Source organism: Streptomyces sp. P5F9 (assembly GCF_057961495.1).
Genome location: NZ_JBXVPZ010000072.1, coordinates 15,737 through 29,847, shown reverse-complemented (window position 1 = coordinate 29,847; position 14,111 = coordinate 15,737). Strand labels below are relative to the sequence as shown.

Below are 14,111 nucleotides of genomic sequence, written 5' to 3'. Positions count from 1 at the left end.
GCGGGCTCTCAGCGGCCCGGGGGTGGGACGTATCGATGATGGTCGGTCACATGCCCAGCCTGCCCCCAATCGGCCATGCTCGTCAGGGCCTTGAGGAGGACGGGTCCCTCGCCGTCGGGCACGCGCGCGTAGGACTCACGTCGGGCACGCGCGCGTAAAGCTGCGCCGCCGGGCTCGCACCCGTGGAACCCCTGTCGAGCACGCGCGCGTAAGACCCCGTCCGGCACCCGCCTGTAGAACCCTGTCGGGCACACGCGCGTGGCGCCCGCTTTCGCTATCTGCTCGGCGGATAGCCGTCGTGCGCCGCGAGGTCGTCGTCGATCTTCTTGGCGGCCTGGTCGAGGGTGGCCTTGACCGGCGCCCGACTGAAGATGATCTTCGCGAAGGCCCGGGAGAAGGCGTCGGTGATCGCCGGGTAGGCGGGCGTCTGGGGCCTGGGGCGGGCGACTCCGTCCCGGAGTTGCTCGATGAAGAGGTGCTCGGGGCCGCCGGGCGCGTACTGCGGCGAGAGTTTGATCGCGCTCTCGGTCGCCGGGATCGCGCCGTCGGCCACGGTCATCCGGTGCACCTGGGCGGGCTGGAGCAGGAAGGACAGGAAGCGCCAGACAGCGTCACCGTCCGCGTTGCCCGCCGGGATGCCCCACTGGAAGGAGCCCATCCCCGTGACGGTCCCTTGGCCGAAGTCGGGCAACGGGACGATCGCGACATCCCCGGGGAAGGCCTTGTTGAATTCCGGATAGGTCCAGTGCCCGCACCAGGAGATCGCGCTGCGGCCGCTGACGAACGCCTTGTCGTCCTTGACCATGTCGATGAGCCCCGCCTTGGCCCAGTTCTGCATGTCGGTGAGCGCCTTGACCGAACCGGGGCCGTTCACATAGCCGTTGGCGGTGCGGTAGTTCTTGGGCTCGATGAGGTCACCGCCCGCCGACCACACGGCGGGGGCGAAGCCGTACGTGTTCCACTCCTGGCCCGGCTGCGAGTAGACGAGCCGCAGGTCGAGCGGCGCCTTGTAGCCCTGGGTGCGCAACTTGCGCAGGATGCCCGTGAGTTCGCTGGCCGTCCAGGCGTCCTTGGGGCCGGTCGGGACGCGTATGCCGGCCTTCTTCATGACGGACTTGCGCACATACAGGCCCATGCCCGAGTCGAACGTGCCGATGCCCCACAACCTGCCCGCGTACGTGCCCTGTTGACGGATCGTCGGCAACAGGTCGGCGCGGACGCTCGCGGGCACACAGGAGTCGATCGGCCGGAGCTTGCCCGACCAGGCGTAGCTGTAGAGGTTCGGGCCGTCGAAGTCCAGGAGGTCGGGCAGGTCGCCGCTCGCCGCCGCCGACAGCACCAGGGCGGTGTAGGCGCGGTCCTCCGGGAGGGTGACCAGCTCGACGCGCACCTGCTTCTGCCGCCGGTTGAACTCCTCCACCTGGTTCCGCAGCGTGGTGAACTCGCCGCTGGGGCCCGCGTGGTACCAGACGGTGATGTGCGCGGTGCCGTGGATCTTCCCGTCGCAGGTGGTGTCCTTCGGGGACCCGCTCGCCCCCTTGGCATCGCTCCCGCCGTCGCACGCGGCCAGCAGAAGGGCCGCGCACACCACCCAGGGGACCAGGGTTCCTCGGACCCTGCGGATCCTGCGGCTGCCGGTCCACGCGCGTGTGGCGCTCGTTCCGTTCATGGCGGACCCCCACTCGACCGGACGACGTGGTCTCCCCAGGGCGCCGTCATGCTACCGCCCGTCGCATCCCCATCGCCCTGCGTGCACAAGAACCTCCGGTCATGGCGCGGGACTTCAGCACTTTCCGGCTAGCCGGAAGGCGCGGCCGACCACCGGTTGGCAAGCTGGGCACATGTCGCTGCGCTGTCTCCTCGTCGATGACAGCGCCCGCTTCCTGGAGGCGGCTCGCGCCCTGCTGGAACGTGGCGGCGTGGAAGTCGTCGGTACCGCCTCGACGGGCGCGGACGCCCTCTCCCAGGCCCGGGAAAAGGCCCCGGACGTCGTCCTGGTCGATCTCGACCTCGACGGCGAGAACGGCTTCGAGGTCGCGCGCCGACTCGTGGGCGACGTACGGGCGGTGATCCTCATCTCGACCCACTCCCGGGAGGACTTCCAGGAACTCATCGCCGCCAGCCCCGCACACGGCTTCCTGCACAAGTCGGCCCTGTCCGCGCGGGCGATCAGGGACGTGCTGGGCGACGACCGGCCGCCCGCACCACCGTGAGCGCCCCCGGCGGGACTGGGCCAGATCACATATGCCTGATGGGCGACAGGTGTTGTCGGGACTTGGTCAACACGCTTCAATGCGGGGGAACTCGGGGAGTGAACGACGGCGTACGGATGTGAAGACCCTTCTCCGGCGCCGACGGGGGCCCCGAAGCAACTCGCGTGAACGGCCTGACCAGCCGTTGTGGACATTCACAGAAAGGGCCCCTGCATGCCGCACGCCACACAGCAGGCGGATGTCGCCACCGCGGAACTGGACTCGGCCCTGCGCGGCGGCCCCTTCCATGTCGCGCTGCGCGCCGCCATCGCCGCCCGCGGACTGCCGCTGCAACGCGTCCAGCACCACCTCTCGCGCTACGGGGTCAAGGTCGGTGTCACCAGCCTGAGTTACTGGCAGCAGGGTGCCCGCCGCCCGCAGCGCCCCGAGTCACTGCGGGCCGTACGGGCACTGGAGGAGATCCTCCAGCTCCCCGAGGAATCCCTGATCCGGCTGCTCGCCGAGGCCGAGGAACGCGCCGTGGCACAGCGCCCGGCGGCCCGCTCGTACCGCTCCTTCGTGGAGGCCTCCGGCGTTCTGGAGCAGCTGCTGGCCGAGTTGGAGGCCTCGCTCGACAGCGGCCTGCACACCCTGGGGCACCACGAGCGCGTGCGCGTCGGGCCGCACCGCGAGCTGGTCGGCCGCGAGTCGCACCACATCGTCCGCGCCCACCGTGACGGCATCGACCGCTTCATAGCCGTCCACTACGGAGACCCGGGCTGCATCCCGGACCGCATGACCGTGCACGCTCTGGAGAACTGCCGCACGGGCCGCGTCCGCCGCCACCACGAGACCGGCGTCCTGGTCGCCGAGCTCCTCTTCGGCACCCGCCTGCGCTCCGGAGATACGTTCCTCTTCCGCTACGGCGTCGAGGACGGCACCGCCGGCGTCTCCCGCGAGTACGTCCGCGACTTCGGCATCGCGGGCGGCCAGTACGCGCTCCAGGTGCGCTTCGACGAGAACGCGCTGCCGGTGCGCTGCCACCGCTTCACCCAGCACTCGGCGGCGGCCCCGCGCAGCGGCCGCCAGGAACTGCGTCTGGCCGGAGGACACCACTCGGTGCACCTCGTCGAGCCGCGGATGCGGTCGGGGATCGTGGGGATCGGCTGGGACTGGGAATGAGCCGCCGGAGCCCGGACGCCCTGAGGATCAGGCGGCCGGCCCAGCGACGATCTTCCCGTCCTCGGCCGTCACCTTCAGTTCCTGCAACGACTCGGTGGCCGGTGACTGCACCACCTTGCCGGTCATGGCGTCGAACTGGCTGCCGTGGCACGGGCAGACGAGCGTCGTGCCGTCCAGCTTGTTGATGGGGCACTGCGCGTGCGTGCAGATCGTGCTGTACGCCTTGAGGGTTCCGTTCGCCGCCCGGCTGACGACCACGTTCTGATCCCGGTACAGCTTGGCGCTCCCCTTGGCGACCTCGCTCTCCGCGCCGAGTTCCACGGGCGCGGTCGGGGTCGCCGCGGCCCCTGAACCACCGCCCGAGCAGGCGGCGAGTCCGAGCGCGGCGACAGGCGTGAGGGCCGCGCCTCGCAGGACGGTACGACGGCTCGGGGCGGGGCGGCCGGGCATGGAGGTCTCCAGCTATTGTCGTTCGGGGTGTTCGGGCTGTTCAAGGCACGGTGCACGGCGACGATACCCATGGCGTTCCGCCCGCTTTGAGGTGGGTTCACCGGACGGGCGCTCACGGTACGTAAACGTTTGCGCAAGCGTTTACGTCTGGCGGCGGATGGGATACGTTCCCGACCGGAAGGCCCGCCGCATTTCAAGGCCCGCCGCACCTCGGGGAGGGGGATCCGCGATGGCCACCATGGTCGACGTCGCGCGGAGCGCCGGTGTGTCCGTCGCGACCGTCTCGCACGTCCTGAACGACACCCGTCCGGTGCTGCCCGGCACCCGGCAGGCCGTGCTGACCGCGATCGAGGAACTGGGCTACACCCCCAACACCCTCGCCCGCTCCCTGGTCACGTCCCGCACCCGCTCCATCGGCCTCGCGGTGTCGGCGATCAGCAACCCGTACTTCACGGAGATCCTCCAGGGCGTCGAGGCCGGCGCCCTGGAGGAGGGCTACAGCCTGCTCATCGCCGATCCGCACGACGACCCGGAGCACGAGCGCACGGTCGTCCAACTCCTGCACGAGCGCCGGGTGGACGGCATGATCGTCGCCCCGTCGGCGGCCCCGGACGCCCTGGTCGCCTACCTCGGCCGGCACTCCGTACCGACGGTGTTCCTCGACCGGGTGGTGGAAGCGCCCTCGGACGACGCGCCCGCCGTCGACCAGGTGTGCGCCGAGAACGTCGAGCCGACGGCCCACCTCGTCACCCACCTCGCCGGACTCGGCCACCGCCGGATCGGTCTCGTCGCGGGTCTGCCCGGGCTCAGCACCACCCGCGAGCGGATCGCCGGATACCGGTACGGTCTCGCCGCCGCCGGACTCCCTTACGACGAGCGGCTGTTGACGCACGGCGACTCCGAGTCGGCCGCCGCCGAGCGGGCCACCGAGAAGCTGCTGTCCCTCGCCGCCCCACCCACCGCCCTGGTCACCGCGAACAACGCGATGACCATCGGCGCCCTGCGCGCCCTGCGCGAGCGAGGCCTGTCCGTCCCCGGGGACATCGCGCTGTGCTGCTTCGACGACTTCACCTGGGCCGACCTGTTCGAGCCCCGGCTCACCGCGATCGCCCAGCCCAGCAAGGAGATCGGCGCCCAGGCCGTACGACTGCTGCTGGACCGCCTCGCCTCGCCGGACCGGCCCGCCCGCGTCCTGCGGCTCCCCTGCACCTTCGTCCACCGCACGTCCTGCGGCTGCCCCGACCCGTCCGAACAGTCCCAGAAGGGAAACATCTCGTGATCGTCGTAGCCGGTGAGGCCCTGATCGACCTGGTGCCGCAGGGCACGGGAGCCCTCGCCGCCCTGAAGCCGGCGCTCGGCGGCGGCCCGTACAACACCGCCGTCGCCCTCGGCCGCCTCGGCTCCCCCACAGCCTTCTGCTCCCGCCTCTCCTACGACGCGTTCGGCGAGGCCCTCCTCGCCGGGCTGCGGCAGGCCGACGTGGACGTCCTGGACGTACAGCGCGGCCAGGAGCCGACCACCCTCGCGGTCGCCACGCTCGACGCGCACGGCTCGGCCACGTACTCCTTCTACGTCGACGGCACCGCCGACCGGCTCTTCGCGGTGCCCGCGGCGCTACCCGCCGAGACCGAGGCGGTGTCCTTCGGTACCTGCTCGCTCGTCCTGGAGCCGGGCGCGAGTGCCTACGAGGAGCTGATGCGGACCGCGTTCGCGCAGGGCGTGTTCACCCTGCTCGACCCGAACATCCGGGCAGGTCTGATCCCCGACGCGGACGCCTACCGGGCGCGCTTCAAGAGCTGGCTGCCGTACGTGTCGCTCCTCAAGCTGTCCGAGGAGGACGCGCTGTGGCTGGGCGGCACCCCGCGCGAGTGGCTGGACGCCGGTCCCTCGGCCGTCGTGATCACCCAGGGCGGCGACGGCCTCGCCGCGTTCACCCAGGACGGCACGGTGTACCCGGCGCCGGGCGAGAAGGTCGACGTCGTGGACACGATCGGCGCCGGTGACACCGTCAACGCGGCGCTGCTGCACGGCCTGTCCGCCCGGAACGCGCTGTCCGCGGAGGGGATGGCCGTCCTGGGCCGCGACGGCTGGACCCAACTGCTGCGGCTCGCGGCGCGGGCGGCGTCGATCACGTGTTCACGGGCGGGGGCGGAACCGCCGTACGCCTCTGAACTGGGCGTTCTGTAGAGGCTGTTGAGCACGTGTGGCGCCCTGCGGGGAGTTCCCGCAGGGCGCCACACGCGCGTTCTCGCTGCCGGTCAGGCCTTGCGGGCTCGCGTCGTCTTCTTCGCGGGCGTGGCCTTCTTGGCAGGCACGGACTTCTTCGCCGCGACCGCCACGGTCTTCTTGGCGGCCGTCTTGCGCGGGGCCTTCACCGGGGCCCCGTCGCTGATCCGGTCGGCGTCGAGGATCTCGCGCAGGAACTTGCCGGTGTGGCTGGCCCCTACGGCCGCGACCTGCTCCGGTGTGCCCTCGGCGATGACCAGACCGCCGCCCGCGCCGCCCTCGGGACCCATGTCGACGACCCAGTCGGCGACCTTGATCACGTCGAGGTTGTGCTCGATGACGATGACCGTGTTGCCCTTGTCGACCAGGCCGCCGAGCACCGTGAGGAGCTTGCTGATGTCCTCGAAGTGCAGGCCGGTGGTCGGCTCGTCCAGGACGTAGACCGTACGGCCGGTGGAGCGGCGCTGGAGCTCGCTGGCGAGCTTGACGCGCTGTGCCTCACCGCCGGACAGGGTGGTCGCGGACTGGCCGAGCCGGACGTAGCCGAGGCCGACGTCCTTGAGGGTGTTGAGGTGGCGGGCGATCCCGGGGACCGCCTCGAAGAACTCCGTGGCCTCCTCGATCGGCATGTTCAGGACGTCGGCGATGGACTTGCCCTTGTAGTGGACGTCCAGCGTCTCCCGGTTGTAGCGGGCGCCGTGGCACACCTCGCACGGGACGTAGACGTCCGGCAGGAAGTTCATCTCGATCTTGATGGTGCCGTCGCCCGCGCAGTTCTCGCAGCGGCCGCCCTTGACGTTGAAGGAGAAGCGGCCGGGCAGATAGCCCCGCACCTTCGCCTCGGTGGTCTCCGCGAACAGCTTGCGGACGTGGTCGAAGACTCCGGTGTACGTCGCCGGGTTGGACCGGGGGGTGCGGCCGATGGGCGACTGGTCGACGTGCACGACCTTGTCGACGAGGTCGTCGCCGTCCACGCGCGTGTGCCGTCCCGGCACGTTCCTCGCGCCGTTCAGCTCGCGGGCCAGGTGCGTGTACAGGATGTCGTTGACCAGCGTCGACTTGCCGGAACCGGAGACGCCGGTGACCGCGGTGAACACGCCCAGGGGGAACGAGACGTCGATGTCCTGGAGGTTGTTCTCCCGGGCGCCGTGCACCGTGAGCCGCCGGGAGGGGTCGAGCGGGCGCCGGATCTCGGGCAGCGGGATGGCCTTCTTGCCGGACAGGTACTGACCGGTCATCGACTCGTCGTTGGCGAGCAGCTCCTTCAGGGAGCCGCTGTGCACGACCTTGCCGCCGTGCTCGCCCGCGCCGGGGCCGATGTCGACGATCCAGTCGGCGACCTTGATGGTGTCCTCGTCGTGCTCGACGACGATGAGCGTATTGCCCATGTCGCGCAGCCGGACCAGGGTCTCGATCAGCCGGTGGTTGTCACGCTGGTGCAGGCCGATGGAGGGCTCGTCGAGGACGTACAGGACGCCGACGAGTCCGGAGCCGATCTGGGTGGCCAGGCGGATGCGCTGGGCCTCGCCGCCGGAGAGCGTGCCGGCCGCGCGGTTCAACGAGAGGTAGTCGAGGCCGACGTCGACCAGGAAGCGCAGCCTCTCGTTGCACTCCTTCAGCACGCGCTCGGCGATCTTCTTGTCGCGGGCGTCGAGCTTCATGCCGCCCAGGAACTCCGCGCAGTCGCTGATGGACATCCCGGAGATCTCGGCGATCGACTTGTCCATGATCGTGACCGCGAGGACGACGGGCTTCAGGCGCGTGCCGTGACAGGTGGGGCAGGGCACCTCGCGCATATAGCCCTCGAAGCGCTCCCTGCTGGCGTCGCTCTCCGCCTCGCCGTGCCGCCGCTTCACGAAGGGGACGGCGCCTTCGAAGGGCGTCGTGTAGACCCGCTCGCGTCCGTACCTGTTCCGGTACCGGACCTCGATCTGCGTCTTGTGGCCGTAGAGCAGGGCCTTCTTGGCGCGCTGCGGAAGGCCCGCGAAGGGGATGTCGGTGCGGAAACCCAGCGCGTCCGCGAGGGCGCCGATGAGGCGGCTGAAGTAGTCCTTGGTGTGGCCGTGCGACCACGGGTGGATGGCGCCCTCGTCCAGGGACTTGTCCTCGTCCGGGACGATCAGCTCGGCGTCGACCTCCATGCGCGTGCCGATGCCGGAGCACTCGGGGCAGGCACCGAAGGGCGAGTTGAAGGAGAAGGAGCGGGGCTCCAGCTCCTCGAAGGACAGGTCGTCGTACGGGCAGTACAGGTGCTCCGAGTACATGCGCTCGCGCTCGGGGTCGTCCTCGGGGAGGTCGACGAAGTCGAGCACGACCATGCCGCCGGACAGCCCGAGGGCGGTCTCCACGGAGTCGGTGAGGCGGCGCTTGGCGGAGTCCTTCACCGTGAGGCGGTCGATGACCACCTCGATGGTGTGCTTCTCCTGCTTCTTCAGAACGGGCGGCTCGGAGAGCTGGATGGTCTCGCCGTCCACGCGCGCGCGGCTGTAGCCCTTGGTCTGGAGGTCCGCGAAGAGGTCGACGAACTCACCCTTGCGCTCGCGCACCAGCGGCGACAGGACCTGGAAGCGGCTTCCCTCGGGCAGCGCCAGGACCTTGTCGACGACGGCCTGCGGCGACTGGCGCGAGATGGGCCGGCCGCACTCCGGGCAGTGCGGCTTGCCGATGCGCGCGAAGAGGAGGCGCAGGTAGTCGTAGACCTCGGTGATGGTGCCGACCGTCGAGCGCGGGTTGCGCGAGGTCGACTTCTGGTCGATGGAGACGGCCGGGGAGAGACCCTCGATGAAGTCGACGTCCGGCTTGTCCATCTGGCCGAGGAACTGGCGGGCGTACGAGGAGAGCGATTCCACGTAGCGCCGCTGGCCCTCGGCGAAGATCGTGTCGAAGGCCAGGGAGGACTTGCCCGACCCGGACAGGCCCGTGAAAACGATGAGCGAGTCGCGTGGAAGGTCGAGCGAGACATTCTTCAGATTGTGCTCGCGCGCGCCACGGACGATGAGACGGTCGGCCACGCCGGTCCGCACCTTTCTTGAGAGAAGTGACAGGGGCGGGGCCCCCGTCGTTCTCAGACTAGGGGGAGCCACTGACAACGCCGGTCGGAATCCCGGCCGAGGCATAACAACCTCCGGCCTTCCAGCATGCCCGACGCCGCACCCGACGATATAGCACGCGCATTCGATTTACGGCACTGCTTCACCACCTTCACCCAAAGGTGTGGCGGGACTAGGGTCAGCAGCATGATTGATCACGCTCATGACCTGGCCTCTGTACGTGATGCGACCGAGCGAGTGCTCACCGCTGCCGCCGCACTGGACAACGTTTCCGTGGCCGAGCCGTCACGGCTTCCCGGCTGGAGCCGCGGTCACGTCCTCGCCCACCTCGCCCGGAACGCGGACGCCCTCGTGAACGTCCTGGAGGGGCGCCCCATGTACGCGACGGCGAGCGTCCGCGATGCCGACATCGAGCGCGACGCTCCTCGCCCCCTGGACGTCCAGCTCGCCGACGTGCGCGAGAGCGGGGCCCGTTTCCAGGACGCGGGTGCCGCTCCCGCGGACTGGTCCCGCACCGTGGAGCTGCGCAACGGGGTCGTCGACTCCGCGTCCCGGATCCCGTTCCGGCGCTGGGCCGAGGTCGAGCTGCATCACGTGGACCTGGGGACCGGGTACGAACTGGAGGATCTGCCGGAGGAGTTCACCCAGCGGGAGATCGCCTTCCTGGTCGAGCGGTTCGACGGGCACCCGGGCGTACCGTCGACCCACCTCACCGACGGCACGCACGCGTGGAGCACGGGCCGGTCCGCCGAGAAGCCCGAAATCACCGTCACCGGCAGCCCGGCGGCTCTGCTCGGCTGGCTCTGCGGACGCCGTGACGGGTCCGGCCTGACGGTCGACGGGGACTCCTTGCCGACGCTGCCCCCGCTATAGGGTGACCGCCATGACGTACAGCGGCGAGGTGACGGTCGGCGGACCGGCGGATGTGCACGAACTCACGGACCTGATGATCACCAAGATCGCGGTCGGGCCCATGAACAACAACGCCTATCTGCTGCGCTGCCGGGCCACGGACGAGCAGTTGCTGATCGACGCGGCCAACGACGCGGAGACCCTGCTCGGCACGATCGGCGAGGACGGCATCGCGTCCGTCGTCACCACCCACCAGCACGGCGACCACTGGCAGGCGCTCGCCGAGGTCGTGACGGCCACGCGCGCGCGTACGTACGCGGGCCGCGAGGACGCCGACGGCATCCCGGTGCCGACGGACGTCCTGGTCGACGACGGCGACACGATCCGCGTGGGACAGGTCGAGCTGACCGCGCGTCACCTCGTGGGCCATACGCCGGGCTCGATCGCGCTCGTCTACGACGACCCGCACGGGCACCCTCATGTGTTCACCGGGGACTGCCTGTTCCCGGGTGGCGTGGGCAACACCCGGAAGGACCCCGAGGCGTTCGCGAGCCTGATCCGCGACGTCGAGACGAAGATCTTCGGCACGCTCCCGGACGAGACCTGGGTCTACCCGGGGCACGGCAACGACACGACGCTGGGCGCGGAGCGCCCGCACCTGCCGGAGTGGCACGCGCGCGGGTGGTGACGGCCCGACAGGAACCGGCGCGTACGCGCCCCGTGTGAATCCTTCGCACACGCCGGTGTCCCGCACGCGCTCCCCACGCACGTGGTTGCGCGGTCAACTGGAAGCAGCCCCGCTCAGGACGACGGCTCCTGCGCGGACGGGCCGCCGGTCCATCATTCCCCGCCCTCGACCGGCGGCCCCGGCGAGCGGGCCGGAATCGGCGTCCCACAGGTGCTGTTCACAAGAGCGCAACAAGTGTTCCCACTATGCGGACATTCGGGGCTGTGACCTGGACAATCAGGACGTCCGACTGTCACTCTCCCGCCATGCACCTTGCCCCTCGCGTACTGCGCCGCGCGATATCCGCCGCAACCGTAGCCCTGCTCGCCACCGCCGTCGGCTGCGCTCCGCAGCCGGAGGACAAGGCCTCGGACCAGGCCTCCGGTTCGACCGCGACCACCTGCGCCAAGGGCAAGTTGGCCACCCAGACCTCCGGCAAGCTGACGATCGCGACGGACGAGCCGGCGTACGAGCCGTGGTTCGAGGACGACAAGCCCGCCAACGGCAAGGGCTTCGAGTCTGCGGTCGCGTACGCCGTGGCGAAGCAGCTCGGCTACGACAAGAGCGCCGTCGTCTGGCAGAGCGTCCCCTTCAACAAGGCCTTCGCGCCCGGCGTGAAGACCTTCGACTTCGACATCAACCAGGTGTCGATCAGCACCGAGCGCAAGAAGGCCGTCGACTTCTCGTCCGGCTACTACGACGTGCGTCAGGCCGTCATCGCGCTCAAGGGCGGCAAGGCCGCCAAGGCGACGAGCATCGCGGGTCTGAAGGGCCTCAAGCTGGGCGCCCAGGTCGGCACCACGAGCCTGAACTACATCAGCGACGTGGTGAAGCCGACGCAGCAGGAGGCCGCGTTCTCCAAGAACGACCAGGCCGTCTCCGCACTCAAGAACGGCCAGGTCGACGCGATCGTCGTCGACCTGCCGACCGCCTTCTACATCACCTCGGCCGAGGTGACCAACGCCAAGATCGTCGGCCAGTTCGAGAACCAGGGCGGCACGCCCGAGCAGTTCGGGCTCGTCCTCGACAAGGGCAGCGACCTCACGTCGTGCGTCACGTCGGCCGTGGACGCCCTCCGCAAGGACGGCACACTGGCCGCGCTGGAGAAGCAGTGGCTCTCCGACGCCGTCGACGCCCCGGTCCTCAAGTGACCGTGGTGAAGGACGACTCCGGCCGGGAGGCCGCGGACGACAAGGGCGACATGCCCGGCGGGGGCGACACGTACGTCCCCTCGCGGCGGCGCCTTGACCGCGAGCGGCACAAGCGCACGCGTGCCCGGCGCGCGACGGCCATCGCCGCGGTGTCGACCCTGGTCACGGCCGTCGTCCTGTACGTGGTCGTGGTCAGCGCGCCGGGCTGGGAGCGCACCAAGGAGACCTTCTTCGACGGGCACTACGCGCGCGAGGCGTTCCCCAAGGTCCTCGAAGGGCTGTGGCTGAACGTCCGGCTGCTGCTGATCTGCGGCGTGCTGGTGCTCGTCCTGGGCATGCTGATCGCCATCGCGCGCACCCTGCGCGGGCCGGTGTTCTTCCCCCTGCGGGTGCTGGCCGCCGCGTACACGGACTTCTTCCGCGGGCTGCCGCTGATCATCAACCTGATGATCGTGGTCTTCGGAGTGCCCGCTCTGCGCCTCCAGGGCCTGACCGTCGACCCCGTGTGGCTGGGCGGTGCGGCGCTGACGCTCACGTACTCGGCGTACGTCGCCGAGGTGTTCCGCGCGGGCATCGAGTCCGTGCACCCCTCGCAGCGCGCCGCGGCCCGCTCACTGGGCCTGAGCAACCGGCAGGCGCTGCGGCACGTGGTACTCCCCCAGGCCGTACGCCGGCAGGTGCCGCCCTTGTTGAACGATCTCGTGTCCCTCCAGAAGGACACCGGGCTCGTGTCGATCGGCGGCGCGATCGACGCCGTACGGGCGTCCGACATCATCGCGCAGCGCGCCCTGAACTACACGCCGTACATCGTCGCGGGGCTCGTCTTCGTGGCGCTGACCATCCCGATGACCCGCTTCACGGACTGGGTGACCGCGCGGATGGACCGGCAGCGCGCCCAGGGAGGCACGACATGAGCACCGAAGACATCTCCGCCGCCTCGCCCGTGCTGCGCATGGAGTCCGTCCGCAAGACCTTCGGCACGTCGGTCGTCCTGCGGGACGTCGACCTGGAGGTCCCGCAGCACACGGTGACCGCGCTGATCGGCGCCTCCGGCTCCGGCAAGTCGACGCTGTTGCGCTGCGCGAACCTCCTGGAGGACATCGACGACGGCGCGATCTGGCTGGACGGCGAGGAGATCACCGACCCGCGCGTCGACCCGGACGCGATACGGCGCCGTATCGGCGTGGTGTTCCAGGCGTACAACCTGTTCCCGCACATGACGGTCCTGGAGAACATCACCCTGGCCCCGCGCCGGGTGCACGGCGTGTCCCGTGCGGAGGCCGAGGCACACGCGCGTGAACTGCTGGAGCGGCTCGGGCTCGGGGACAAGGCGGGCGCCTACCCGGACCGGCTGAGCGGCGGTCAGCAGCAGCGGGTGGCGATCGTGCGCGCGCTGGCCGTACGTCCCCGGCTGCTGCTCTTCGACGAGATCACCGCCGCGCTCGACCCCGAGCTGGTCGGTGAAGTGCTCGCCGTGGTGCGGGACTTGAAGGACGAGGGCATGACCATGGTGCTGGCCACGCACGAGATGGGCTTCGCCCGGGACGTCGCCGACCAGGTGTGTTTCCTGGACGGAGGGGTCGTCCTGGAGCGCGGCACGGCCCAGCAGATCTTCGGCGACCCGCAGCAGGAGCGCACGCAGCGCTTCCTGCGACGGATCGTGGAGGCGGGCCGGCTGTAACGGGGCGTCTGTAACTGGTGGTCTGTAAGGGGCGTACGCCTGGAGGCCGGTGCTTACGCGTCGGCCTTCCCCGCGCCCGCCAGCGCGGCGACCCGCTCCACGCCGAACACGTACCCCTGCACACCGCACCCCGCGATGACACCGTCGGCGCGCAGCGAGACGTACGAGTGATGCCGGAACGACTCGCGCTGGTGGATGTTGGAGATGTGGACCTCCACCACCGGTAGCCCGTCACAGGTGTTGAGGGCATCCAGGATCGCGACCGAGGTGTGCGAGTAGGCGGCCGGGTTGATCACGATGCCGCAGTGGTTCAGGCGCGCCTCGTGGATCCAGTCGACCAGTTCGCCCTCGTGGTTGGACTGCCGGAAGTCCACCGTGCCGCCGAGTCCCGCCGCCGCCTTGACGCACAGGGCCTCGACGTCGGCGAGCGTGTCGGAGCCGTAGATCTCCGGCTGGCGCTGGCCCAGGAGGTTCAGGTTGGGGCCGTTGAGGATCATGATCGGGGCGTTGGCCAGGGTGCGGGGCACGGTTCCTCCGGTCCGTTCGGACATGTCGTTCGAGGCGGGGCCGCCGGTCGACGGCCGCTGCTCGGACCCGGTC

The 14,111-nt window shown here is 70.1% G+C and carries 13 protein-coding genes; 9 read left to right on the top strand and 4 right to left on the bottom strand.

Translation table 11 applies throughout. The features are described 5' to 3' along the window. Positions 1–274 precede the first annotated feature (274 nt). Positions 275–1,669: an ABC transporter substrate-binding protein gene (locus AC31A1_RS14965; protein WP_489653782.1), complete on the bottom strand. Its 1,395-nt coding sequence runs from the start codon at positions 1,667–1,669 to the stop codon at positions 275–277. A 172-nt stretch (positions 1,670–1,841) separates the two neighbouring features. Here AC31A1_RS14965 and AC31A1_RS14960 point away from each other — a divergent pair, with 172 nt between their 5' ends. Next, entirely contained in the window at positions 1,842–2,213 is a 372-nt protein-coding gene (locus tag AC31A1_RS14960) for a response regulator (protein ID WP_489653781.1), read from the top strand. A gap of 213 nt (positions 2,214–2,426) precedes the next feature. Beyond that, positions 2,427–3,374 carry a hypothetical protein gene (locus AC31A1_RS14955; RefSeq protein WP_489653780.1) on the top strand — a complete coding sequence of 316 codons (948 nt, stop codon included), beginning with the start codon at positions 2,427–2,429 and terminating at the stop codon, positions 3,372–3,374. 27 nt (positions 3,375–3,401) lie between these two features. Here AC31A1_RS14955 and AC31A1_RS14950 read toward each other — a convergent pair whose 3' ends face one another. Continuing rightward, a complete protein-coding gene (locus tag AC31A1_RS14950) occupies positions 3,402–3,824 on the bottom strand; it encodes a Rieske (2Fe-2S) protein (protein WP_489653779.1) in 423 nt (140 codons plus the stop codon). Positions 3,825–4,053: 229 nt separating this feature from the next. On the opposite strand from AC31A1_RS14950, the gene AC31A1_RS14945 reads away from it, so the two are divergent. Both AC31A1_RS14945 and AC31A1_RS14940 read left to right on the top strand, forming a co-directional pair. Next, positions 4,054–5,103 (top strand): LacI family DNA-binding transcriptional regulator, encoded by a 1,050-nt coding sequence (locus tag AC31A1_RS14945; protein WP_489653778.1) that lies wholly within the window; start codon positions 4,054–4,056, stop codon positions 5,101–5,103. Next, on the top strand, positions 5,100–6,011 hold the full coding sequence (locus tag AC31A1_RS14940; RefSeq protein ID WP_489653777.1) for a carbohydrate kinase family protein: 912 nt from the start codon (positions 5,100–5,102) through the stop codon (positions 6,009–6,011). Before AC31A1_RS14945 ends, AC31A1_RS14940 begins: the two co-directional genes overlap by 4 nt. A gap of 71 nt (positions 6,012–6,082) precedes the next feature. Here the strand turns inward: AC31A1_RS14940 and uvrA are convergent, their stop codons facing one another. After that, the gene (uvrA, locus tag AC31A1_RS14935) at positions 6,083–9,061 is read right to left on the bottom strand and encodes an excinuclease ABC subunit UvrA (RefSeq protein ID WP_489653776.1); all 2,979 of its coding nucleotides are present in this window, start codon (positions 9,059–9,061) and stop codon (positions 6,083–6,085) included. 225 nt (positions 9,062–9,286) lie between these two features. Here uvrA and AC31A1_RS14930 point away from each other — a divergent pair, with 225 nt between their 5' ends. The 5 genes from AC31A1_RS14930 (at position 9,287) to AC31A1_RS14910 (ending at position 13,511) form a co-directional block, all read left to right on the top strand. Next, positions 9,287–9,973, top strand: a complete 687-nt coding sequence (locus AC31A1_RS14930) for a maleylpyruvate isomerase family mycothiol-dependent enzyme (RefSeq protein ID WP_489653775.1) — start codon at positions 9,287–9,289, stop codon at positions 9,971–9,973. A gap of 10 nt (positions 9,974–9,983) precedes the next feature. Continuing rightward, a complete protein-coding gene (locus tag AC31A1_RS14925; protein ID WP_489653774.1) occupies positions 9,984–10,640 on the top strand; it encodes an MBL fold metallo-hydrolase in 657 nt (218 codons plus the stop codon). A 305-nt stretch (positions 10,641–10,945) separates the two neighbouring features. After that, positions 10,946–11,830 carry an ABC transporter substrate-binding protein gene (locus AC31A1_RS14920; protein ID WP_489653773.1) on the top strand — a complete coding sequence of 295 codons (885 nt, stop codon included), beginning with the start codon at positions 10,946–10,948 and terminating at the stop codon, positions 11,828–11,830. After that, on the top strand, positions 11,827–12,744 hold the full coding sequence (locus AC31A1_RS14915; RefSeq protein ID WP_489653772.1) for an amino acid ABC transporter permease: 918 nt from the start codon (positions 11,827–11,829) through the stop codon (positions 12,742–12,744). Before AC31A1_RS14920 ends, AC31A1_RS14915 begins: the two co-directional genes overlap by 4 nt. Further along, on the top strand, positions 12,741–13,511 hold the full coding sequence (locus AC31A1_RS14910; protein ID WP_489653771.1) for an amino acid ABC transporter ATP-binding protein: 771 nt from the start codon (positions 12,741–12,743) through the stop codon (positions 13,509–13,511). The genes AC31A1_RS14915 and AC31A1_RS14910 overlap by 4 nt, the downstream gene beginning before the upstream one ends. A gap of 53 nt (positions 13,512–13,564) precedes the next feature. Here AC31A1_RS14910 and aroQ read toward each other — a convergent pair whose 3' ends face one another. Continuing rightward, positions 13,565–14,038: a type II 3-dehydroquinate dehydratase gene (gene aroQ / locus AC31A1_RS14905; RefSeq protein WP_489653770.1), complete on the bottom strand. Its 474-nt coding sequence runs from the start codon at positions 14,036–14,038 to the stop codon at positions 13,565–13,567. Between the last annotated feature and the right edge of the window lie 73 nt (positions 14,039–14,111).